Raw genomic sequence first — 21,908 nt, 5'->3', positions numbered from 1 at the left:
ATGCCCCTCGCAGAAGGCGTTTCGCTGGATCTGACCGTCATCTGGGCCTTCGTCATCGCCTTTGCGGTGCTGGTCTATGTCGTGCTGGACGGGTTCGACCTGGGCCTGGGCATGCTGTTCGCGGTCGAACCCGAGGGCGAGGACCGCGACATCATGATGAACTCGGTCGCGCCGGTCTGGGACGGGAACGAAACCTGGCTCGTCTTCGGCGGGGGCGGGCTGTTCGCGGCCTTTCCGCTGGCCTATGCGCTGATCCTGCCGGCGCTGTATGCGCCGATCATGGCGATGCTGCTGGCGCTGATCTTCCGCGGCGTCGCGTTCGAGTTCCGCTGGCGTACCAAGCGCTGGCGCAAGGTCTGGGACGTGGCCTTCATCGGCGGATCGGCGGTGGCCGCACTGGCGCAGGGCATCACCCTGGGTGGGCTGCTGCAGGGCATCGACATCGACAAGGCCGCGCGCGAATATTCCGGCGGCTGGTGGGACTGGCTGACGCCCTTCACGCTGATGGTCGGCGTCGCGGTAATGGTCGGATACGCCCTTCTGGGTGCGACGTGGCTGGTGATGAAGACCGCCGGCCCCCTGCAGGAGCGCATGCGCAAGCGGGCCTGGGTGCTGGGTGTCGGCACGGTGATCTTCATGGGCGTGGTCAGCCTGTGGACGCCGTTCCTGCAGGACGGCTATTACAGCCGCTGGTTCGGCGGCTGGAACATCGTTCTGGCGGCGGGGGTGGGTGCCGCCGTGCTGGGCCTGGCCTTCGGCATGTTCACCTCGCTGATGGTGCGTCATCACGACTACTGGCCGTTCCTCTGCGCGCTGGGGATGTTCATCTTGGGCTTCGTCGGGTTGGGGATCTCGATGTTCCCCTACATCGTCCCGGTCGAGGTCACGATCTGGGAGGCCGCCGCCCCCCGCAACAGCCAGATCTTCATGCTGGTCGGTGCGGCCGTGCTGATCCCGGTGATCCTGACCTATACCGCCTATTCCTATTGGGTGTTCCGCGGAAAGATGGACCCCAAGGAGGGGTACCACTGATGCCGCAATCCCTGCGGCGGCTGGCGTGGTTCGTGGCGATATGGCTGGCCAGCGTGGCGGTGATCGGCACCGTCGCCTGGATCATCCGCCTGTGGATCGCCTAGCCCAGATAGGCGCGCAGTCCCGGCGGCGGATCGTCCAGCAGCGGCCCGGTGGGGCGGGGGGCGTGCACCGCGCCATCCTCGACCAGCAGGGTGTCGGGCGCAAAGGCCCGCGCATCGGCCGGATCATGGGTCACCATCAGCACCGTTGTGTCGGACGCCACCTGCGCCAGCAGGGTCAGCATCTCCGACTTCAGCGCCGGACCTAGCGCCGCGAAGGGTTCGTCCAAAAGAAGCAGGGGCCGCGCCCGCAGCAGCACCCGGGCCAGCGCGACGCGGCTTTGCTGACCACCCGACAGGGCTGCGGGGCGGCGATCCTGCGTGCCGGACAGGCCGACATGGTCCAGCACCTGCATCACGCGGCGCTGCTGATCCCGGTCCAGACGCAGGTTCGGGCGCAGGCCCATCCCTACATTTTGTTTCACGGTTAGATGAGGAAACAAATTGTGGTGTTGAAACAGGATCGACACTGGTCGTTGGCCGGGCGTCATGTCGGTGATATCCTGGCCGTCCCAGATCAGCCGGCCCTTTGTCGGGGCCAGAAACCCCGCCACCAAGGCCAGCAGGGTCGACTTGCCCGACCCCGAGGCGCCGATCACCGCATGGCGACCCTGCGGCACGGTCAGGTCCGCGGTCAGCTGGAAGTCGTCCTGTCGCAGCAGGATGTCGCGGAATTCAAGCGTCACGTCGGCCTCCCCTGTCGAACATCCAGAACAGCCCCAGGCTGAGCCCCATCAACAGCAGGGCGCAAGCCGCGGCATCGGCCATGCGATAGCCGTTCATCAGCTGGTACAGCATCAGCGGCAGGGTCGGGCGATCCCCTGCGAACAGGGTGATGACGCCAAGATCGCCCATGGCCAGCGCCGCCGCCAGCCCGGCACCAAAGCCCAATGGGCGCGCCAGACGGGGCAGCACCAGAAGGCGCAGCCGTGCCCAGCCCCGCAGGTCCAGCGATGCGGCAAGTTGGCCGTAATCCTGTTCCAGCGCCCGCGCCGCCGGGATCAGCGCGCGCAGCGCGAAGGGCAGGGCCATCGCCGCGTTGATCAGCGCCGTGACCGGCAGGGCCATCTGCTGGGGCGTGACCGTACCGCGCAGCAGGATGAACAGCCCCGTCCCCAGCACCAGCGGCGAGGCGATCAGCGGCAGCATGCCCGCCGCCTCGACCCACCGGGCCGCGCCCCGCGCCACCGTCAGGGCCAGCGCCAAGGCCGCCCCCGCGCAGAGCAGCGCCGAGATCACGGCCATCAGCACCGACCGGCGCGTGGCCTGCCAGACCTCGGGCGGCAGGGCGGTCAGGCGCGGCAGGCCCGTCGCCGCGACCGAGATCAGCGGCGCCAGCAGAAAGGCCGCTGCCGCCGCGATCACCGCTGCGTCCGTCAGCCGCCGCCAGCCGCCCGGCGCGGGCGGCCCGCCCAAAGCATCCAGCCCCGCGCCGAAGCCTGCGGGCACCGTGATCCGCGCGGCCAGCGCCGCCGCCGCGATGCAGATCGCGATCTGAACCATCCCCAGGGCCGCCGCCCGCCCCAGGTCGAAATCGAATCGGAAGGCCTGATAGATGGCCAGTTCCACCGTCGTGGCCCGCGGCCCCCCGCCCAGGGCCAGCGCCACCGTGAAAGAGGTCAGGCAGACCAGGAACACCGCCAGCCAGACGCCGGGCAGCACGCCGCGCAGCATCGGGCGCTCCAGATGGCGGGCGATGTCGCGGGGGGCGAAATCCAGGGACGCGGCCAGCCGGAAGCGTTCCGCGGGAATCGCCTGCCAGCCCTGCAGGATCAGCCGCACCGACAGCGGCAGGTTGAAGAAGACATGCGCCAGGATCACCCCCTGCCAGCCATAGATGCCGATGGCGGGCAGGCCCAGGGCCTCCAGCGCGCCGTTCAGCGCACCGTTGCGCCCGAAGATCGCGATCAGGCCCAGCACCGCCACGATCACCGGCAGGATGAAGGGCGCGCCCAGCAGCGTGACCAGCAGCCCGCGCCCCCGGAACCGCCGCCGGGCCAGCGCGCGCGCCACCGGCACGGCCAGCGCGGCCGACAGGGTCGCGGACAGCGCCGCCTGCCACAGGGTGAACCAGACCGCGCGCAGGTCCCATTCGGTCAGGCTCGACAGCCCGCCCGCGACCCAGGCCACCGCCGCCAGCGTGCCCAGGATCAGCGCGGCAAGTGCGCCCGCGATGGCGTGGCCGATGCTCAGCGGAAGGCCCGCTGCCATTCGTCCAGGGCGGGGGCGCGCAGGGACTCTGCCTCGTCCTCGGACAGGAACAGGGTCTTGTCGGGCCGGGGCAGGTCGCGCATCACCTGCGGCCAGTCGGCCTCAGGCAGTTTTGCGGGCAGGGACCAGTTGGCCAGCGGGATCGTCGCCTGGAAATCGGGGGTCAGCACCCAGTCCATGAAGGCTTGCGCCAGTTCGGGCTGATCGGTGCCCGCGACCTGGGCCACCAGTTCGGCCATGAAGTAATGCCCCTCGGGGAAGATGGCGGCGCGCTTGGTGTCGTCTTCCTCGGCGGCGATGTGATAGGCGGGCGAGGTGGTGTAGGACAGGACCATGTCCGCCTCTCCGTCGGTGAACAGGCCATAGGATTCGGACCAGCCGCGGGTGACGGTCAGCACCTTGGGGGCGAGCTTGGCCCAGGCCTCGCCCGCCTGATCGCCATAGACCGACTTGACCCACAGCAGCATCGCCAGACCCGACACCGAACTGCGCGGGTCCTGGATGACGATGCTGATATCCTCGGCCTCCAGCAGCTCGGCAAAGCTGGCGGGCGGGTTCTCCAGCCGGGTGCTGTCATAGACGAAGGCCGTCTCGCCCCAGTTGTAGGGCAGGAAGATGTCGTCCTCCCATGCGATGGGCAGCGACAGGTCGGACGTGTCCTGCCCATGCGGCGCGAACAGACCCGATGCGCGGGCGCGCGCGGTCATGTCGGTGTTCAGGCCGAAGACGATGTCGGCCTGGGTGCCCGCCCCCTCCATCAAGATGCGGGGCAGCACGTCGCCGGTCACGAATTGCAGGTCGCAGTCGCAGATCGCCTCGAACCCCTCCTCGATGGCGGGGCCGGGGCCCCATTCGCTGGTGACGCTGTCGCCCGCATAGACGGTCAGGACGCGATCCTGGGCCAGGGCGGGGGTGGCCAGCAGCAAGGCGGGGATCAGGACGGATTTCATCGGCAGCCTCTCTTGTCGGAATGTCGAAAAGAAGGGGGTGCGCACCTTCCCTCCGCCGGTGTGAGCCGGATCAGGTTCAACGGGTCCGCTGTCGCGTCTCAGCCCGCATGGGGCACCCCGAGGTGCCCCTGAATGTAGAGGTTTCGCGCGCCCGCGCAAGCGGATAGAAACCGCCCATGACCAGGGACACGACCGACCAGCCCACGCCGATGATGGCGCAATATCTTGCAATCCGGGAGGCCAATCCCGGCGCGCTGCTGTTCTATCGCATGGGCGATTTCTACGAGATGTTCTTCGACGACGCGGTCGCCGCCGCCGCCGCGCTGGACATCGCGCTGACGAAGCGCGGCACGCATCTGGGCGAACCCATCCCGATGTGCGGCGTGCCGGTCCATGCGGCCGAGGGCTATCTGCTGACGCTGATCCGCAAGGGTTTCCGTGTGGCCATTGCCGAACAGATGGAGGACCCTGCGGAAGCCAAGAAGCGCGGGTCGAAATCGGTCGTGGCCCGCGACGTGGTGCGGCTGGTGACGCCCGGCACGCTGACCGAGGAATCGCTGCTGGAGGCGCGGCGGCACAATTACCTGGCGGCCTTCGTGGTGGTCCGCGAGGAGGGCGCGCTGGCTTGGGTCGACATCTCGACCGGCGCGTTTTCGGTGATGGATTGCCCCCTGCCGCGTCTGGCCCCCGAACTGGCGCGGCTGGCCCCGCGCGAGGTGCTGGCCTGCGACACGGGGCTGGAGGAGTTGATCGGCGATGCAGGTGCGGTGATGACCGACCTGCATGCCAGCGCCTTCGACAGCAATGCGGGCACGCGGCGGCTGTGTGCGCTCTATGGGGTCGAGACGCTGGACGGCTTCGGCAGCTTCACCCGCGCCGAACTGGCCGCGATGGGCGCCATCGTCGATTATCTGGACATGACGCAGAAGGGCCGCCTGCCGCTGCTGCGCCCGCCGGTGCGCGAACGCGCGGGCGGCGCGATGCAGATCGACGCGGCGACCCGGCGCAATCTGGAACTGACCCAGGCCCTGTCGGGCGGGCGCGACGGATCGCTGCTGGCGGCCATCGATCGCACCGTGACCGCGCCGGGCGCGCGCCTGCTGGAGCGACGGATCAGCGCGCCGTCGCGCGATTTGGGCCTGATCGCGGCGCGCCATGATGCGGTGGCGGCGCTGGCCGCCGATGCGCGGTTGCTCTCGGATCTGCGCGGCGCGCTGGCGCGGGTGCCGGACATGGACCGGGCACTGTCGCGGCTGGCGCTGGACCGGGGCGGTCCGCGCGATCTGGCCGCGATCCGAGCCGGGCTGACGCAGGGCGCGGCCATCGCTTTGCGCCTGCCCGGCGACGCGCCGCCCGTGCTGCGCGATGCGGCGGGCGATCTGGTCGGGCATGAGGCGCTGGTCGATCTGCTGGATGATGCGCTGGTGGCCGAACCGCCTTTGCTGGCGCGCGATGGCGGCTTCGTGGCCGAGGGGCATGACGCCGATCTGGACCAGACCCGTCGCCTGCGCGACGAGGGGCGCGGCGTCATTGCGGGCATGCAGGCCGATTACGCGGCCCTGGCCGGGGTCGGCAGCCTGAAGATCAAGCACAACAACGTCCTGGGCTATTTCATCGAGACGACGACCACCCATGCCGAGCGCATGATGGCCGCGCCCTTGAACCAGACCTTCATCCACCGCCAGACCACCGCGAACCAGATCCGATTCACCACGGTGGAACTGTCCGAACTGGAGACCCGCATCCTGAACGCCCGCGACCGCGCGCTGGAGATCGAGCGGGGCATCTTCGATCGCCTGCGGTCGGCGATCCTGGATCAGGCGGCGCGGATCGGGCAGGCGGCCCGTGCGCTGGCCGAGATCGACCTGGCCTGCGCCTTCGCGGATCTCGCCTCGGGCGAGGGCTGGGTCCGGCCGCGCGTCGATGACAGCCGCGCCTTCGTCATCGAAGGCAGCCGCCATCCGGTCGTGGAACGCGCACTGCGCCGCAAGGCGGAAAGCTTCGTCGCCAATGATTGCGACCTGACCACCGGGGCCACGCCCGCGATCTGGCTGCTGACCGGGCCGAACATGGCGGGCAAGTCGACCTTCCTGCGGCAGAACGCGCTGATCGCGGTGCTGGCGCAGGCCGGGGCCTTTGTTCCAGCGCGCGCGGCGCATATCGGGCTGGTCAGCCAGCTGTTCAGTCGCGTGGGCGCCGCCGACGACCTGGCGCGGGGACGCTCGACCTTCATGGTCGAGATGGTCGAGACGGCGGCGATCCTGAACCAGGCCGATGATCGCGCGCTGGTGATCCTGGACGAGATCGGGCGCGGCACCTCGACCTGGGACGGGCTGTCGATTGCCTGGGCGGTGATGGAGCATCTGCATGCCGCCAACCGCTGCCGGGCGCTGTTCGCCACGCATTATCATGAGATGACGGCGCTGTCGGCCAAGCTGGAGGGGGTCGAGAACGCCACCGTCACGGTGCGCGAGTGGCAGGGCGAGGTGATCTTTCTGCACGAGGTCAGGAAGGGCGCGGCCGACCGCAGCTATGGCGTGCAGGTCGCGCGGCTGGCGGGTCTGCCCGCCTCCGTCGTGGAACGCGCCCGCACCGTGCTGACCGCGCTGGAAAGCGGAGAGCGTCAGTCGGCGCGCCCGGTGGCGCTGATTGACGATCTGCCGCTGTTCCGCGCCGCCCCGCCGCCCGCGCCCAAGGCCCGCCCGCTGGACGACCGGCTGAAGGCGGTCCATCCCGACGCCCTGTCCCCGCGCGAGGCGCTGGACCTGATCTATGAATTGAAAGCCCTGTCCGAGGAGACGCGCCCATGAGCTACAACACCTTCGGCCGCGAGTTCCGCTTTACCACCTGGGGCGAAAGCCACGGCCCCGCCCTGGGCGCGACGGTGGACGGCGTGCCGCCCGGCGTGCCCCTGACCGAAGAATACATCCAGCGCTTCATGGACCGCCGCCGCCCCGGGACGTCGAAACACACCACGCAGCGGCGCGAACCCGACCAGGTCCGCATCCTGTCCGGTGTCTTCGAGGGTGTCACCACCGGCACCGCGATCCAGCTGATGATCGAGAATACCGACCAGCGGTCCAAGGATTACGGCGACATCGCCACCAGCTTTCGCCCCGGCCATGCCGACATCACCTATCACCTGAAATATGGGGTGCGCGATTATCGCGGCGGGGGCCGGTCTTCGGCGCGCGAGACGGCGGCGCGGGTTGCGGCCGGAGCGGTCGCGCAGGCGGTTCTGGGCGCGTTTGTGCCCGATCTGCGGATCACCGGCTACATGGTGCAGATGGGCGCGATGCATCTGGACCGTGACCGGCTGGACCTGGGCGCGGTGAACGACAATCCGTTCTTCCTGCCCGATGCGGGCGCGGTGCAGGCCTGGTCCGATTACCTGGACGAAATCCGCAAGGATCAGAACAGCGTCGGCGCGGCCATCGAGGTCTGCGTTCAGGGCTGCCCGCCGGGCATCGGCGCGCCGGTCTATGCAAAGCTGGACACCGATCTGGCCGCCGCGATGATGTCGATCAACGCCGTGAAGGCCGTCGAGATCGGCGAGGGCATGGCCTCGGCCGCGCTGACCGGGGTGGCGAACGCGGACGAGATCCGCATGGGGCCGGACGGGCCGGAGTTCCTGTCGAACCATGCGGGCGGGATTCTGGGCGGCATCTCGACCGGACAGGACATCGTCGTGCGTTTCGCGATCAAGCCGACCAGCTCGATCACCACGCCCCGCCGATCGATCAACTCACGCGGAGAGGAGATCGACGTGATCACCAAGGGCCGCCACGACCCCTGCGTGGGCATCCGTGCCGTGCCAGTGGCCGAGGCGATGGCCGCCTGCGTGATCCTGGATCACCTGCTGATGGACCGAGCGCAGACCGGCGGGGTGCGTGGTCAGATCGGCTGATCGGACAGAAACGCGTCTACTTCGGTACGGGTGGGGATGGCATCGCCCGCCCCCGCCCGCGTGACCTTGACCGCCGCCGCGGCCGAGGCCAACCTTAGGGCGGCAGGAATATCCGCCCCGCCGTCCAACGCCGCCGCGAAATAGCCCGCGAAGGTGTCGCCCGCGCCGGTCGTGTCCACCGGCGTCACGCGGAACGAGGGCTGCTCATGCACCTGGCCCGTGGTCAGGTCGCGATATTCGGCACCCTCCGCGCCGCGGGTGATCAGCAGGCCCTGCACGGGCAGGTCGCCGGGGTCACCCGCGAACAGCTGCTCCGCCTCTCCGGCGTTCATCGCCAGGATCGACACATGGGGCAGGACCGCGCGCACCGCGTCCAGATCGAAAGGGGCGGCGGAATAGATCACGCGTGCGCCCTGCGCCTGCGCCGCGCGGGCGGCGGCGACTTGGCCGTTCGTCTCGTTCTGGATCAGCAGCGTATCAGCGGGGGTCAGGGCGGAGAGGGCCTGCGTCAGGGCATCCTCGTCGATGGCGCGGTTAGCGCCGGGGTGGATGACGATGGCGTTTTCCGCATCGGCATCCAGCAGGATGATCGCGTGGCCCGTCGCCTGATCCGCAAGGCGGGCGACATGCCCCATGTCCACGCCCGCCTGCGCCAGCCGGTCGCGCACCCAGTCATCGCCCGTGCCCATCGCCCCCAGGTGATGCGTGACCGCGCCCGCGCGCGCCGCGGCGACCGACTGGTTCGCGCCCTTGCCGCCCAGACCCTGCGCATAACCGCGCGAGGCCAGCGTCTCTCCGGGCTTGGGCAGGCTCTCCAGCGGATAGACGTGGTCGATGTTGATCGAGCCCAGGTTCCAGATTGCCATGCACGCCTCCGCCGTTTGGCGGCCATGTGACCGGGCGGGCCGGGCCTTGTCCAGATGTGAAAAGACGCGCCCGTTGCGGGGCGCGTCCTGTCATGTCGACCTGTCGTGCAGGATCAGGCGGGCAGCTTGCCCTTGTGGGGCGCCCACAGCCGCTTGTTCACGACATAGAGCAGCGCGCTGAGCAGCACCAGGAACAGCACCGCGACCAGGCCCACGGACTTGCGGTCCATCATCTTGGGCTCGGCGGTCCACATCAGGAAGGCCGCGATGTCCATCGCCATCTGGTCGACGGTCGCCTCGGTGCCGTCCTCGTAGGTGACCTGACCGTCGGACAGCGGAGCCGCCATGCTGATCCAGCCGCCGGGGAAGGCGGTGTTGCCGTGCAGCAGCGTGCCGGCCTGTTCCTGGTCCTCGCCGGTATAGCTGGTCAGCAGGGCGTGGATGTATTCCGGACCGCCCATGCCGTTGACCAGCTGGCTGAGGCCGGTGCCGAAGGGGCCGTGAAAGCCCGCGCGGGCCTTGGCCATCAGCGACAGATCCGGGCCCATGCCGTCACCCGAGGTTGCCGGGAAGTGATCGGTGATGGTGCGCGGACGCTCCTCTCCGATCGCGTCGTCGAAGACCGGCAGCAGTTCGGCCGCATAGGCGCGAACCTGATCCTCGGGCAGGCCGGGGCCGCCTTCATCCGCCAGGGTGCGGATGGCGACGTATTTCAGGCCGTGGCAGGCCGAGCAGACCTCGGTATAGACCTGCAACCCGCGCTGCAGCTGGAACTGGTCGTATGCGCCGAACGGACCCTCGTGCGGGAAGGCGACATCCTCGATGTGCCCGCCTTCGCCTGCGGCCATCGCCGGTCCGGACAGGCCAAGGGCCGTGACGGCGGCGATCGCTAGTGCTTTCAGCATGATCCTTGGTCCTCTCATTCGGCCGGCTGCGTCAGGCTGGTTCCACCAACCTTGGGCGCGTAGTGTTCGTTGAAGTCTTCCTCGATCGTGGCGGGCATGGGCTCCGGCTTCTCGATCACGCCCAGCAGCGGCAGGATCACCAGGAAGTAGCCGAACCAGTAGGCCGCGGCAGCCAGCGCGATGTAGGGATAGGGCCCCTCGGTGGGCATGGCGCCGACCCAGGTTAGGACGACGAAGTCGACCGCCAGCAGCCAGAACCACCACTTGAACTGCGGACGATAGCGGCCCGAGCGCACGCGGCTGGTGTCCAGCCAGGGCGCCAGGCCCATCACCACGATGGCGCCGAACATCGCCAGCACGCCGAAGAACTTGGCGTCGACGATGCCGAAGGTCACGAACTGGACCAGCTGGACCAGCCACACCTCGGCGTCGAAGGCGCGCAGGATCGCGTAGAAGGGCAGGAAGTACCATTCGGGCACGATATGCGCGGGCGTGGCCAGCGCGTTGGCCTCGATGTAGTTGTCCGGGTGGCCCAGGTAGTTGGGCATGAAGCCCACGATCGCGAAGAACACGGCCAGGATGACGGCCAGCGCGAACAGGTCCTTGATGACGAAGTAGGGCCAGAAGGGCAGGGTGTCCTTGGCGGCCTCCTCCTTGCTGGTGCGACGCACCTCGATGCCGGTCGGGTTGTTGTTGCCCGTGGTGTGGAAGGCCCACACGTGGACGATGACCAGGCCCGCGATGATGAAGGGCAGCAGGTAGTGCAGCGAGAAGAAGCGGTTCAGCGTCGCGTTGCCGACCGCGGGTCCGCCCAGCAGCCAAGTCTGCAGCGTTTCACCCACGCCCGGAATGGCGCCGAACAGGCCTGTGATCACGGTCGCGCCCCAGAAGGACATCTGACCCCAGGGCAGCACGTAGCCCATGAAGGCGGTGGCCATCATCAGCAGGTAGATCAGCATGCCGATGATCCAGGTGACCTCGCGCGGGGCCTTGTAGCTGCCGTAGTAGAGGCCGCGGAAGATGTGCAGGTATACGGCCACGAAGAACAGCGACGCGCCGTTCATGTGGATGTAGCGCAGCATGTAGCCGCCGTTGACGTTGCGCATGATGTGCTCGACGCTGGCGAAGGCCATGTCGACATGCGGGGTATAGTGCATCACCAGGACGATGCCCGTGACGATCTGCAGCACCAGGCAGAAGACCAGCACGATCCCCCAGATCCACATCCAGTTCAGGTTCTTGGGCGTGGGGATCATCAGCGTGTCGTAAAGCACGCCGGCGACGGGCAGGCGGCGGTGAAGCCAGCGTTCGAAGCCCGACTTGGGCTCGTAATGGTCGTGCGGAATTCCGGCCATGATAACCCTCCTTAACCCAGCTGAATGGTGGTGTCGTTCACGAACGACGCCAGCGGAATATGCATGTTCTGCGGCGCGGGCCCGCGACGGATGCGGCCTGCGGTGTCGTAATGGCTGCCGTGGCAGGGGCAGAACCAGCCGCCGAAATCGCCCGCGCCGTCACCGATGGGCACGCAGCCCAGATGGGTGCAGACGCCGATCTGGACCAGCCATTCGCCGGTCTCGTCCAGCGCGCGGTTCGCGTCGGTTGCGGGCGATCCGTCGGCCAGGTTGGGGTTTTGGGCGTTCTGGTCGGGCAGCTCGCTCAGCTCGACCGCACGTCCGGCCTCGATCTCCTCGGGGGTCCGGCGGCGGATGAACACGGGCTTGCCCAGGAACAGCACGGTGATCTGCGACCCGGCGGCGACGCCGCTGACATCGACCTGGATCGAGGCCAGCGCCTGCACGTCGGCCGAGGGGTTCATCTGATTCACAAGGGTCCAGGCGGCGGCACCGGCGGCCACCGTGCCTGCGCCCGCCGTGGCATAATAGAGGAAATCCCTCCGGGTGCCTACGTGGTCATCTGCGTGGGACACGGGTCATACTCCAATTCGGGCCGTCAATGCAGGCCGATACGACATTCCGGGCCGCGTCCGAAACGCAGCCTTCGCGGGGCGGTTCTAGCCCTCAATTCCTCGTCAGTCCAGATGATAAGCCGTCGCGGCCCGTTGCAATTCGACGCATCGGGCACAAATGCTGCACCCCCCGCGGGGATCAGAGCAGGCCCTCGGACCGGAACGACAGCTCGCGCGACTTGCCGATGATCAGGTGGTCGTGGATGGTGATTCCCATGCTTTCCGCGGCCTGCCCGATGCGTGCCGTCATGGCGATGTCGCTGTCCGAGGGCGTCGGATCGCCCGAGGGATGGTTGTGCACCAGGATCAGCGCCGAGGCGTTCAACTCCAGCGCGCGGCGGATGATCTCGCGGGGATAGACGGGGACGTGGTCCACCGTGCCGCGCGACTGCTCCTCGTCCGCGATCAGGACGTTCTTGCGGTCCAGGTACAGCACGCGGAACTGCTCGATCTCGCGATGCGCCATCGTGGTGTGGCAGTAATCCAGCAGCGACTGCCAGCTGGACAGGACCGGGCGGTGCATGATGCGGGCGCGGGCCATGCGCTGCGCCGCGGCCTCGACGATCTTCAGTTCGGTGACGACGGCGGGTCCAACACCGTCGACCGCCTGCAGGCGGGCGGGCGGCGCGGTGACCACGCGGTTGAAATCGCCGAAGGTCTCGATCAGGCGGCGGGCCAGCGGTTTGACGTCCTGGCGCGGGATGGCGCGGAACAGCACCAGCTCCAAAAGCTCGTAATCGGGCATCGCGGTCGCGCCGCCCTGCAGGAACCGTTCGCGCAGCCTTGCCCGATGATCGGCCAGATAGGAGGGTGCAGCCTTGCCGGCCGGCAACACGTCATCCGCGGCCGGGCTGAACAAAGGCAGGGGCATTTCGCCAAAGGAACGATTCGGGTCCATGTGCGGAACATGAACCCGAATCGGTAAAGGAACGGTTAACCCTTAACGGGTCATCCCTTCCCAGAACCCCTTTACCTTGTCGAAGAAGCTGTCCGATTGCGGGCTGTTGTCGGCCTTCTCGGCCTCGAACTCTCGCAGCAGCTCCCGCTGGCGGGGCGTCAGGTTGACCGGCGTCTCGACGGTCAGCTCGATCAGCATGTCGCCGAAATCGCCCTGCGCGCCGGGGCCGTGGCGCAGGGGCGGCATGCCCTTGCCGCGCAGGCGCATCTGCCGACCCGTCTGGCTGCCGGCGGCGACCTTGACGCGGGCGCGCCCGCCGTCGATGGTCGGCACCTCGACGTCGCCGCCCAAGGCGGCGGTGGCCATGCTGACCGGCACCTGGCAGGCCAGCGTCTTGCCGTCGCGCAGGAAGATCGCGTGGTCTTGGACCTCGATGAAGATGTACAGATCCCCGGCTGGACCGCCACGCAGCCCCGCCTCTCCCTCTCCGGCCAGCCGGATGCGGGTGCCGGTCTCGACACCGGCGGGAATGTTCACCGACAGCGCGCGGTCGCGTTCCATCCGGCCCGCACCGTGGCAGGCCTTGCACGGGTTCTTGACGATCTGGCCCGCGCCGCCGCAGGTCGGGCAGGTGCGCTCGACGGTGAAGAAGCCCTGCTGGGCCCGGACCTTGCCCATGCCTGCGCAGGTCGGACAGGCGGCGGGCTGGGACGCGCCCTCGGCCCCGGTGCCGTCGCATTCGCCGCAGGCGACCGAGCCGCGCACGGTGATCGGCTTTTGCACGCCGACATAGGCGTCCTCAAGGCTGACGCGCAGGTTGTAGCGCAGGTCCTGCCCACGCTGCGCCCGGGCACGCCCGCCACCGCCGCCGCCGCGACGGCCCATCATGTCGCCGAACAGATCCTCGAACACGTCGGCGAACGCCGCGCCGAAATCGCCCGGATGCTGGCCACGGCCACCGCCGCCGCCGCCCATGCCACCCTCGAAGGCGGCATGGCCGAAGCGGTCATAGGCGGCCTTCTTGGTGTCGTCCTTCAGGCAGTCATAGGCCTCGTTCGCTTCCTTGAAGCGGGCCTCGGCTGTCGCATCGTCCTGGTTGCGGTCGGGATGCAGCTCTTTGGCCTTGGTGCGGTAGGCCTTCTTGATCTCGTCGGTCGAGGCCCCGCGCGTGACCCCGAGCACTTCGTAGTAACAACGCTTGCTCATGTGTCGTCCTGTTCAGCTGTCCCCATGAAACAGGCCGGCCCGCGGGAAAGGCGGGCCGGCCCGGTCAGGGGATGCGGCCCCGATCAGCCGCGCTTCTTGTCGTCGCCCAGATCTTCGAAATCGGCGTCCACGATGTCGTCGTCGACATCACGCGGGGCGTCGCGGTCCGACGGATCGGAGTCCTCGGCGCTCTGCTGGTTCTTGTAGATCGCCTCGCCCAGGCGCATGGACGCGTCCATGACGTTCTGGATGCCCGACCGGATCTTGCCCGGGTCCTCGGACTTCAGCGATTCCTCCAGCGCGCCGATGGCCAGCTCGATCGCCTCGACGGTCGATGCGTCGACCTTGTCGCCGTGCTCGGACAGCGACTTGTTGGTCGAGTGGATCAGGCTCTCGGCCTGGTTCTTGGCCTCGACCAGCTCGCGGCGGGTCTTGTCGGATTCGGCGTTCGCCTCGGCATCCTTGACCATCCGCTCGATGTCCTCGTCGGACAGACCGCCCGAGGCCGCGATGGTGATGGTCTGCTCCTTGCCGGTGCCCTTGTCCTTGGCGGCCACCGACACGATGCCGTTGGCGTCGATGTCGAAGGTCACCTCGATCTGCGGCATGCCGCGCGGCGCGGGCGGGATGTGCTCCAGGTTGAACTGGCCCAGCATCTTGTTGTCCGCGGCCATCTCGCGCTCACCCTGGAACACGCGGATCGTCACGGCGCCCTGGTTGTCCTCGGCGGTCGAGAAGATCTGGCTCTTCTTGGTCGGGATGGTCGTGTTGCGATCGATCAGGCGGGTGAACACGCCACCCAGGGTCTCGATGCCCAGCGACAGCGGCGTCACGTCCAGCAGCACGACGTCCTTGACGTCACCCTGCAGCACGCCGGCCTGGATGGCGGCGCCAAGGGCCACGACCTCGTCGGGGTTCACGCCCTTGTGGGGCTCCTTGCCGAAGAACTCGGTGACCTCGGCCACGACCTTGGGCATGCGGGTCATGCCGCCGACCAGGACGACCTCGTCGATGTCGCCCTTGGAGCAACCGGCATCCTTCAGCGCGTCCTGGACGGGCTTCATGGTGCGCTTGATCAGGTCAGCGACCAGGCTTTCCAGCTTGGAACGGGTCAGCTTCACGACCAGGTGCAGCGGGGTGCCGCTGTTCTTGTCCATCGAGATGAACGGCTGGTTGATCTCGGTCTGGCTGGAGGAGGACAGCTCGATCTTGGCCTTTTCCGCGGCTTCCTTCAGGCGCTGCAGGGCCATCTTGTCCTTGGACAGATCGACGCCGTGTTCCTTTTTGAACTCGTCGGCCAGATAGTTCACGATCCGCATGTCGAAGTCTTCGCCACCCAGGAAGGTGTCGCCGTTCGTGGACTTCACCTCGAACAGGCCGTCGTCGATCTCCAGGATGGTGATGTCGAAGGTACCGCCGCCGAGGTCATAGACCGCGATCGTCTTGGTTTCCTTCTTATCCAGACCATAGGCCAGCGCGGCCGCGGTCGGCTCGTTGATGATGCGCAGCACTTCCAAGCCGGCGATCTTGCCGGCGTCCTTGGTGGCCTGGCGCTGGGCGTCGTTGAAATAGGCCGGAACGGTGATCACGGCCTGGGTCACGGTTTCGCCCAGATAGGATTCGGCGGTTTCCTTCATCTTCTGCAGGATCATCGCGCTGACCTGCGCGGGGGAGTACTTCTCACCCTGCACCTCGACCCAGGCGTCGCCGTTACCACCATCCGCGATGGTGTAGGGGACCATCTTGCGGTCCTTCTCGACAGCCTCGTCGCCCATGCGGCGCCCGATCAGGCGTTTCACGGCAAAGACGGTGTTGGTCGGGTTGGTCACGGCCTGGCGCTTGGCGGGCTGGCCGACCAGGCGTTCACCGTCCTTGAAACCCACGATCGAAGGCGTGGTGCGCGCGCCTTCGCTGTTCTCGATGACCTTCGGCTGGCTGCCGTCCATGATGGCGACGCAGCTGTTGGTGGTGCCGAGGTCGATGCCGATGACTTTTGACATATGTGTTTAACCTTCTCTTGCGGCGATATCTTGGACTGCGGGTCCGTTGCGGCCCCCGAGGCCCGATCCCTTGACGAACGGGCCGGAACCTCCGGACCGCTTCGTGGGTGTATATAGGGATGCAATTCAGCCCCGCAAGCACTGCCGCAGCGCAAAATCGGTGGTTTGGGCCCGCGAAACCGGGGCCATGACGCTACTGCGCGGCGCTCCAGCTGATGGATTCGTACTTGCGGGTCGTGAAGTTGATCAGCAGCCCTACCATCAGCGCCGCGATCGCGAACCACAGGGGGTAGAACAGCATCGTGCGATGGGGCGAATAGTTGATGAACAGGAAGCCGCGTTCCTGGTCGATCAGGTGGAACAGCGGGTTCCACGCGAACCATGGCAGGATGAAGCTGGGGATCATGTTGGCGACGAAGAACTTGCCCGATGCGAACATGTTCACGCGCTGATAGACCATCGTCAGCACCTTGCAGGCCTGCGGGGACCAGGGGCGGATTCCCAGGAAGATCAGCCCGATCGCGCAGCCGGTGAACCAGGACACCACGAACAGCGACCCGGCGCCGACAGGGTCCTCGATCGTGATCGGCTGGAAGACCATGTGGTAGACCGACAGGATCACCAGGCAGCTGATCGTCTGGCGGTACAGCACCGCCAGCGCCGCCCCCGAGATCAGCACCGCCGCGTTCAGAGGTTCGTGCTTGATGATGCCCGACGACACCGAATGGCTGCCCGCGACCGCGCCCACGGCCTGCACGTGCAGCATGAAGATGAAGATCCCCGACATGATGTAGAGCAGGAAATCCCCGCGGATCTGCGACCCGCCGATGCCGATCAGCGTGTACATGCCCAGAAACACCACGACGAAGACGACGCTTTGCATCATGGTCATGACCAGGCCCAGCACCGCGTTGCGGTGTTCGGTGCGCAGGTTGTACACCGTCTGGTGATAGATCAGCGCGAAGGTGGTGAAGGCGGCCTGGAACAGGTTCCGGTTCTGGCGCTGCTTGAACAAGGGCGGTGCTCCGTCACTGGCGGCCCGGCGCTTGCCGATGGACCCGCCGCACATCATAAGAGGCGCAGCACCCCCGCACAATCGGGCAGCGGCCGCAGGCCTCTGGCAGGGAAAGGAAAGTGAATGCAATTCGACCGACTGATCACCGAAATGCGGCGCCTGGCCCTGCAGGCCGGCGACCGGATCATGCAGATCTACGAGGCCGACGATTTCGATGTCCGCGCCAAGTCCGATGATTCGCCCGTCACCGCCGCGGACGAGGCCGCCGATGCGCTGATCTCGGCCGGGCTGCGCGAGGCGTTCCCGGACACGCCCCTGGTGACCGAGGAGCAGGCCGACACCCACGGCCAGAGCCTGCGCACCTTCCTGATCGTGGACCCGCTGGACGGGACCAAGGAGTTCGTCCAGCGCCGCGGCGATTTCACCGTCAACATCGCCTATGTCCAGGACGGCGTGCCGGTCCGCGGCATCGTCTACGCCCCCGCCAAGGGGCGGCTGTTCTACACCACCGCCGACGGGCGGTCCGTCGAGGAGACGGGCCCCTTCGGGGACGCGCCCGGAGAGACCCGCCCGATCGGCGTGAACCCGATGCCCGACAACCGCGGCCTGATGGTCGTCGCCTCCAAGTCGCATCGCGACGCGGCGACCGACGCCTATATCGACCGCTACGGCGTGCGCGACATGACCAGCGCGGGCAGTTCGCTGAAATTCTGCCTGGTCGCCACGGGCGAGGCTGACCTGTATCCGCGCCTGGGTCGGACGATGGAATGGGACACCGCCGCGGGCGACGCCGTCCTGCGCGGCGCCGGCGGAGAGGTCGTGCGGTTCGACGACCACAGCCCCCTGGCCTATGGCAAGCCGGGGTTCGAGAACCCGTTCTTCATCGCCTATGCGCCGGGCGTCCTGCTGGTGAAGGAGTGACCATGTCGGTCGTCATCGTCATTCCCGCCCGTTTCGCCTCGACCCGCTATCCGGGCAAGCCGCTGGTCGAACTGCGCGGCGCGGGGGGACAGGCGCGCAGCCTGATCCGACGCAGCTGGGACGCGGCCGTCGGCGTGCGCGGGATCGACCGCGTGATCGTGGCCACCGACGACGACCGCATCCGCGACCACGCCCTGGCCTTCGGCGCTGAGGTGGCGATGACCAGCCCCGACTGCCGCAACGGCACCGAACGCTGCGCCGAGGCGGTGGCGACCCTGGGCCTGACCCCCGAGATCGTGGTGAACCTGCAGGGCGACGCGCCGCTTACGCCTGCCTGGTTCGTCGAGGATCTGGTCGCCGGCCTGCGCGCCGATCCCGACGCGCAGGTGGCGACGCCTGTCCTGCGCTGTACCGGGGCGATGCGGGCCGACCTGATCGCCGACCGCCATGCGGGGCGCGTGGGCGGGACGACGGCGGTTTTCGGCCATGAGGGCCGTGCGCTGTACTTTTCCAAGGAGGTCATCCCCTTTGTTCCGGGCGACGTGGCGCCCGACGCGCCCAGCCCGGTCTTTCATCACGTGGGCGTCTATGCCTATCGCCCGGCGGCGCTGGCCGAATACGCCACCTGGCCCGAAGGCGCCCTGGAACGGCTGGAGGGACTGGAGCAGCTGCGTTTTCTGGAACGCGGCCGCCATGTGCGTTGCGTCGAGGTCGAGGCACGCGGTCGGCAATTCTGGGAACTAAACAACCCTCAGGATGTTCCGCGTCTGGAGCAGATGATGCAGGACATGGCGATGATGTGATCGCCTGCCCCGCAGCGTTTGATCTTTGTGAATTTGCAGCGAATTCTCGACATTTGCTTGGCGACAAGCTGCCGAGAGCCTAACCTGCCCATTGAAGTCAATGTCGCTGCTGCACTAGGCATCGACGCCATTGCGGCGGGGACTGGTCCCGCCGAGCCATACAAAAGGTATCCGTCATGGGTCGCAAGGTTACAAAAGCCATCTTTCCGGTCGCCGGACTGGGAACACGATTCCTGCCCACCACCAAGAGCATCCCCAAGGAAATGCTGTCGCTGGTCGACAAGCCGCTGATTCAATACGCCATCGACGAGGCGCGCGCGGCAGGCATCAAGGAATTCATCTTCGTGACCTCGCGCGGCAAGGGCTCGCTTGAGGACTATTTCGACCACGCGCACGAGCTGGAATCCAGCCTGAAGAAGGCCGGCAAGACCGAGCTGCTGGAGATTCTGCGCGCGACCAACATGGATTCGGGTGCCATCGCCTATATCCGCCAGCACAAGGCCCTGGGCCTGGGCCATGCGGTCTGGTGCGCCCGTCGCCTGCTGTCGGATGACGAGCCCTTTGCGGTCGTGCTGACCGACGACGTCATCCAGGGCGAGCCCCCCTGCCTGCAGCAGATGATCGAGGCTTATGGCGAGACCGGCGGCAGCATGGTCGCCACAATGGAGGTCGCGCCCGAAAAGGCCAAGGCCTATGGCGTTCTGGACGTGGCCGAGGACATGGGCGCGATCGTGCGCGCCAAGGGCATGGTCGAAAAGCCCGCCACCGGCACGCAGCCGTCGAACCTGGCGGTGATCGGCCGCTATATCCTGGCGCCGACGGTCATGAAGAACCTCAACAAGCTGAAGCAGGGCGCCGGTGGCGAGATCCAGCTGACCGACGCCATTGCCGAGGAGATCCAGGCGGGCCGCGACGTGTTCGGCCTGCGCTTCCGTGGCCAGCGTTTCGATTGTGGTTCCAAGGCAGGCTTCCTGCAGGCCACCGTGGCCTTTGGCCTGGAGCGCGACGAGCTGAAGGACGAGTTCGCCGAGTACCTGCACGAGGTGATGTCCATGCGCCGGGCGGCCGAATAATCCATGTCGGATACGGTTCTGGTGACGGGCGGCGCGGGCTATATCGGCTCGCACGCCTGCAAGGCACTGGCGGCGGCGGGGTTCACCCCCGTCACGCTGGACAATTTCTCCACCGGCTGGCGCGATGCGGTCAAGTTCGGTCCGGTGGTCGAGGCCGACCTGATGGACCGTGCCGCCCTTGACGCGGCCTTCGCCGAACATCGGCCCGTGGCAGTGCTGCATTTCGCGGCCCTGTCCCAGGTCGGAGAGGCGATGGCCGAACCCGGCCTCTACTGGCGCAACAACGTCGCGGGATCGCTGAACCTGATTGAGGCCGCAGTGGCCGCGGGCTGTCTGGATTTCGTCTTCAGCTCGACCTGCGCGACCTATGGTGACCGCGACGGCGAGATCCTGGACGAGGACACCCCGCAGGCGCCATTGAATGCCTATGGCGCCTCCAAGCGCGCGATCGAGGACATGCTGACGGATTTCGGCGCGGCCCACGGCCTGCGTTCTGTGATCTTCCGGTATTTCAACGTCGCGGGCGCCGATCCCGACGGGCAGGTCGGCGAATTCCACCGCCCCGAAACGCATCTGATCCCGCTGATCCTGGATGCGGTCGATGGCAAGCGCGCGGCGCTGACCATCCACGGCACTGACTATCCCACCGCCGACGGCACCTGCATCCGCGACTATGTCCATGTGATGGACCTGGTCGATGCGCATGTGAAGGGTCTGGAATGGCTGCAGGCGGGACGCGCAAGCCGGGTCTTCTGCCTGGGCACCGGAGACGGATTCTCGGTCCGCGAGGTGGTGGACGCGACGCGCTCGATCACCAACCGCGAAGTGCCGATGCTGGACGGCCCGCGCCGGGGCGGCGACGCGGTCAAGCTGGTCTGCGGCAGCACGCGTGCCAAGGCCGAACTGGGCTGGTCGCCCGACCGATCGACCATGCCCCAGATGATCGCGGATGCCTGGCGCTGGCATCAGACGGGCGATTACAGGCAGTGACACCGCGCGCGGCGTTGCAGGCCTATCGCCTGCGCTGGAAACGCCGCGAACTGATCTGGCGCGCCCTCAGGGCGCGCCATCTGCTGCAGCCGGTCGCCGACCGTACCGCCGCCATCCGCCCCGCCGACATCCTGGCCGTGACCACCCTGCGCAACGAGATCGCGCATCTGCCGGGGTTTCTGGACCATTATCGCCGCTTGGGCGTCGCGCATTTCCTGATCGTCGACAATGCCGGCACGGACGGGTCGGACCGGTTTCTGGCCGTCCAGCCCGACGTGTCGCTGTGGCGTTGCGACGCCAGCTATCGCGAAGCGCGGTTCGGGCTGGATTGGGCCTGCGCGCTGCTGTGGCGGTTCGGGCGGGGGCATTGGTGCGCGACCGTCGATGCCGATGAGCTGCTGGTCTATCCCCATCACGACACCCGGCCGCTGCCCGATCTGACGGCCCATCTGGACCGGATCGGGCAGCCGGGGCTGGGGGCGGTGATGCTGGACCTGTATCCGTCGGGGCCGCTGGGCACCGCCGATGCGCCGCCGGAGGCGCCGCTGACACGGCGCCTGCCCTGGTTCGACGCGGGGCCGTGGCGGTCCAGCCGGGCGATGCCGCGCCAAAACCTGTGGTTGCAGGGCGGTGTCCGCGACCGTGTTTTCTTTGCCGATGCCCCGCGGCGCGCGCCGACGATGAATAAGCTGCCGCTGATGCGCTGGACCGGGCGGGCCGTCTATGTCAACTCGACCCATTCGATCCTGCCGCCCCGGCTGAACCTGATCTATGACGGGCCGGGCGATGAACGGCTGTCGGGCGCGCTGCTGCACGGCAAGTTCCTGCCCGACATCGTCGCCAAGTCGCATGAGGAACTGGGCCGGCGCCAGCATTTTGCGGACCCCGATGCCTATGCCGCCTATCACCGCGCGGTGGCGGCCGGGCCGCGGCTGCACGGGCCGGAATCGGTGCGATTCACGGGGTGGCGGCAGCTTGTCGACTTTGGCCTGATGGGCACAGGCGACTGGCCGCGTTGACCAAAGCGCTGAATGGGCTTGCCAAAACGGGGTGTCCTGCAC

General features: G+C 67.6%; 20 protein-coding genes and 1 riboswitch. Of the genes, 9 read left to right on the top strand and 11 right to left on the bottom strand.

Translation table 11 applies throughout. The annotated features are described in order from the left end of the window. A complete protein-coding gene (gene cydB / locus FHD67_RS10585) occupies positions 1 to 1,032 on the top strand; it encodes a cytochrome d ubiquinol oxidase subunit II (protein WP_139598677.1) in 1,032 nt (343 codons plus the stop codon). Continuing rightward, a complete protein-coding gene (locus tag FHD67_RS10580) occupies positions 1,032 to 1,136 on the top strand; it encodes a DUF2474 family protein (protein ID WP_139598676.1) in 105 nt (34 codons plus the stop codon). The genes cydB and FHD67_RS10580 overlap by 1 nt, the downstream gene beginning before the upstream one ends. Here the strand turns inward: FHD67_RS10580 and FHD67_RS10575 are convergent. Genes FHD67_RS10575 through FHD67_RS10565 form a run of 3 tightly spaced genes read right to left on the bottom strand, consistent with a single transcriptional unit; the run spans position 1,133 to position 4,294 of the window. Continuing rightward, positions 1,133 to 1,819 carry a thiamine ABC transporter ATP-binding protein gene (locus FHD67_RS10575; protein WP_139598675.1) on the bottom strand — a complete coding sequence of 229 codons (687 nt, stop codon included), beginning with the start codon at positions 1,817 to 1,819 and terminating at the stop codon, positions 1,133 to 1,135. The genes FHD67_RS10580 and FHD67_RS10575 overlap by 4 nt on opposite strands. Then, positions 1,809 to 3,344, bottom strand: a complete 1,536-nt coding sequence (locus FHD67_RS10570) for an ABC transporter permease family protein (protein WP_046000449.1) — start codon at positions 3,342 to 3,344, stop codon at positions 1,809 to 1,811. The genes FHD67_RS10575 and FHD67_RS10570 overlap by 11 nt, the downstream gene beginning before the upstream one ends. Then, positions 3,323 to 4,294 (bottom strand): thiamine ABC transporter substrate-binding protein, encoded by a 972-nt coding sequence (locus tag FHD67_RS10565; RefSeq protein WP_139598674.1) that lies wholly within the window; start codon positions 4,292 to 4,294, stop codon positions 3,323 to 3,325. The genes FHD67_RS10570 and FHD67_RS10565 overlap by 22 nt, the downstream gene beginning before the upstream one ends. A 30-nt stretch (positions 4,295 to 4,324) precedes the next feature. Further along, positions 4,325 to 4,424: riboswitch (TPP riboswitch) on the bottom strand. 46 nt (positions 4,425 to 4,470) lie between these two features. Here FHD67_RS10565 and mutS point away from each other — a divergent pair. Together mutS and aroC are read left to right on the top strand one after the other, a co-directional pair. Next, positions 4,471 to 7,104 carry a DNA mismatch repair protein MutS gene (gene mutS, locus FHD67_RS10560; protein WP_139598673.1) on the top strand — a complete coding sequence of 878 codons (2,634 nt, stop codon included), beginning with the start codon at positions 4,471 to 4,473 and terminating at the stop codon, positions 7,102 to 7,104. Beyond that, positions 7,101 to 8,201: a chorismate synthase gene (aroC, locus tag FHD67_RS10555; protein ID WP_046000447.1), complete on the top strand. Its 1,101-nt coding sequence runs from the start codon at positions 7,101 to 7,103 to the stop codon at positions 8,199 to 8,201. The genes mutS and aroC overlap by 4 nt, the downstream gene beginning before the upstream one ends. Here aroC and FHD67_RS10550 read toward each other — a convergent pair. The 8 genes from FHD67_RS10550 to FHD67_RS10515 form a co-directional block, all read right to left on the bottom strand. Further along, positions 8,189 to 9,067, bottom strand: coding sequence for a ribokinase (locus FHD67_RS10550; RefSeq protein WP_046000446.1), 879 nt, complete (start codon positions 9,065 to 9,067; stop codon positions 8,189 to 8,191). The genes aroC and FHD67_RS10550 overlap by 13 nt on opposite strands. A gap of 113 nt (positions 9,068 to 9,180) precedes the next feature. Then, on the bottom strand, positions 9,181 to 9,972 hold the full coding sequence (locus tag FHD67_RS10545) for a cytochrome c1 (protein WP_046000445.1): 792 nt from the start codon (positions 9,970 to 9,972) through the stop codon (positions 9,181 to 9,183). A gap of 14 nt (positions 9,973 to 9,986) precedes the next feature. Then, on the bottom strand, positions 9,987 to 11,327 hold the full coding sequence (gene petB / locus FHD67_RS10540) for a cytochrome b (protein ID WP_045982685.1): 1,341 nt from the start codon (positions 11,325 to 11,327) through the stop codon (positions 9,987 to 9,989). A gap of 11 nt (positions 11,328 to 11,338) precedes the next feature. Beyond that, positions 11,339 to 11,902 carry a ubiquinol-cytochrome c reductase iron-sulfur subunit gene (gene petA, locus FHD67_RS10535; RefSeq protein ID WP_045982684.1) on the bottom strand — a complete coding sequence of 188 codons (564 nt, stop codon included), beginning with the start codon at positions 11,900 to 11,902 and terminating at the stop codon, positions 11,339 to 11,341. Positions 11,903 to 12,080: 178 nt separating this feature from the next. Beyond that, positions 12,081 to 12,839: a RadC family protein gene (gene radC, locus FHD67_RS10530; RefSeq protein ID WP_139598672.1), complete on the bottom strand. Its 759-nt coding sequence runs from the start codon at positions 12,837 to 12,839 to the stop codon at positions 12,081 to 12,083. Positions 12,840 to 12,881: 42 nt separating this feature from the next. Then, the gene (dnaJ, locus tag FHD67_RS10525) at positions 12,882 to 14,045 is read right to left on the bottom strand and encodes a molecular chaperone DnaJ (protein WP_139598671.1); all 1,164 of its coding nucleotides are present in this window, start codon (positions 14,043 to 14,045) and stop codon (positions 12,882 to 12,884) included. Between the two features lie 83 nt (positions 14,046 to 14,128). After that, positions 14,129 to 16,045: a molecular chaperone DnaK gene (gene dnaK / locus FHD67_RS10520; protein ID WP_045982681.1), complete on the bottom strand. Its 1,917-nt coding sequence runs from the start codon at positions 16,043 to 16,045 to the stop codon at positions 14,129 to 14,131. A 193-nt stretch (positions 16,046 to 16,238) separates the two neighbouring features. Beyond that, complete coding sequence (locus tag FHD67_RS10515) at positions 16,239 to 17,060, bottom strand: ABC transporter permease (RefSeq protein WP_045982680.1); 822 nt, start codon at positions 17,058 to 17,060, stop codon at positions 16,239 to 16,241. Positions 17,061 to 17,183: 123 nt separating this feature from the next. Between FHD67_RS10515 and cysQ the strand changes: the two genes are divergently transcribed. From cysQ to FHD67_RS10490, 5 genes are all read left to right on the top strand, one after another. Continuing rightward, a complete protein-coding gene (gene cysQ / locus FHD67_RS10510) occupies positions 17,184 to 17,981 on the top strand; it encodes a 3'(2'),5'-bisphosphate nucleotidase CysQ (protein ID WP_045982679.1) in 798 nt (265 codons plus the stop codon). A 2-nt stretch (positions 17,982 to 17,983) separates the two neighbouring features. Next, positions 17,984 to 18,784 carry a 3-deoxy-manno-octulosonate cytidylyltransferase gene (locus FHD67_RS10505; RefSeq protein ID WP_127897482.1) on the top strand — a complete coding sequence of 267 codons (801 nt, stop codon included), beginning with the start codon at positions 17,984 to 17,986 and terminating at the stop codon, positions 18,782 to 18,784. Between the two features lie 176 nt (positions 18,785 to 18,960). Then, complete coding sequence (locus FHD67_RS10500; protein ID WP_045982677.1) at positions 18,961 to 19,857, top strand: UTP--glucose-1-phosphate uridylyltransferase; 897 nt, start codon at positions 18,961 to 18,963, stop codon at positions 19,855 to 19,857. 3 nt (positions 19,858 to 19,860) lie between these two features. Next, entirely contained in the window at positions 19,861 to 20,847 is a 987-nt protein-coding gene (gene galE, locus FHD67_RS10495; RefSeq protein WP_046000441.1) for a UDP-glucose 4-epimerase GalE, read from the top strand. After that, entirely contained in the window at positions 20,844 to 21,866 is a 1,023-nt protein-coding gene (locus tag FHD67_RS10490; RefSeq protein ID WP_232303316.1) for a glycosyltransferase family 2 protein, read from the top strand. The genes galE and FHD67_RS10490 overlap by 4 nt, the downstream gene beginning before the upstream one ends. Positions 21,867 to 21,908: the final 42 nt, after the last annotated feature.

Origin of the sequence: Paracoccus haeundaensis, assembly GCF_006239215.1 — a bacterium.
GTDB classification, from domain to species: Bacteria; Pseudomonadota; Alphaproteobacteria; order Rhodobacterales; family Rhodobacteraceae; genus Paracoccus; species Paracoccus marcusii.
The sequence above is the reverse complement of the archived record's forward strand: the minus strand, read 5'-3'. Positions and strand labels throughout refer to the sequence as shown.

What these genes read in the sequence shown, in the direction of transcription:
- cydB (WP_139598677.1), top strand. Translation starts at nt 1, where the DNA reads ATGCCCCTCGCAGAAGGCGTTTCGCTGGATCTGACCGTCATCTGGGCC.
- FHD67_RS10580 (WP_139598676.1), top strand. Translation starts at nt 1,032, where the DNA reads ATGCCGCAATCCCTGCGGCGGCTGGCGTGGTTCGTGGCGATATGGCTG.
- FHD67_RS10570 (WP_046000449.1), bottom strand. Translation starts at nt 3,344, where the DNA reads ATGGCAGCGGGCCTTCCGCTGAGCATCGGCCACGCCATCGCGGGCGCA.
- FHD67_RS10565 (WP_139598674.1), bottom strand. Translation starts at nt 4,294, where the DNA reads ATGAAATCCGTCCTGATCCCCGCCTTGCTGCTGGCCACCCCCGCCCTG.
- mutS (WP_139598673.1), top strand. Translation starts at nt 4,471, where the DNA reads ATGACCAGGGACACGACCGACCAGCCCACGCCGATGATGGCGCAATAT.
- aroC (WP_046000447.1), top strand. Translation starts at nt 7,101, where the DNA reads ATGAGCTACAACACCTTCGGCCGCGAGTTCCGCTTTACCACCTGGGGC.
- FHD67_RS10550 (WP_046000446.1), bottom strand. Translation starts at nt 9,067, where the DNA reads ATGGCAATCTGGAACCTGGGCTCGATCAACATCGACCACGTCTATCCG.
- FHD67_RS10545 (WP_046000445.1), bottom strand. Translation starts at nt 9,972, where the DNA reads ATGCTGAAAGCACTAGCGATCGCCGCCGTCACGGCCCTTGGCCTGTCC.
- petB (WP_045982685.1), bottom strand. Translation starts at nt 11,327, where the DNA reads ATGGCCGGAATTCCGCACGACCATTACGAGCCCAAGTCGGGCTTCGAA.
- radC (WP_139598672.1), bottom strand. Translation starts at nt 12,839, where the DNA reads ATGGACCCGAATCGTTCCTTTGGCGAAATGCCCCTGCCTTTGTTCAGC.
- dnaJ (WP_139598671.1), bottom strand. Translation starts at nt 14,045, where the DNA reads ATGAGCAAGCGTTGTTACTACGAAGTGCTCGGGGTCACGCGCGGGGCC.
- dnaK (WP_045982681.1), bottom strand. Translation starts at nt 16,045, where the DNA reads ATGTCAAAAGTCATCGGCATCGACCTCGGCACCACCAACAGCTGCGTC.
- cysQ (WP_045982679.1), top strand. Translation starts at nt 17,184, where the DNA reads ATGCAATTCGACCGACTGATCACCGAAATGCGGCGCCTGGCCCTGCAG.
- FHD67_RS10505 (WP_127897482.1), top strand. Translation starts at nt 17,984, where the DNA reads ATGTCGGTCGTCATCGTCATTCCCGCCCGTTTCGCCTCGACCCGCTAT.
- FHD67_RS10500 (WP_045982677.1), top strand. Translation starts at nt 18,961, where the DNA reads ATGGGTCGCAAGGTTACAAAAGCCATCTTTCCGGTCGCCGGACTGGGA.
- galE (WP_046000441.1), top strand. Translation starts at nt 19,861, where the DNA reads ATGTCGGATACGGTTCTGGTGACGGGCGGCGCGGGCTATATCGGCTCG.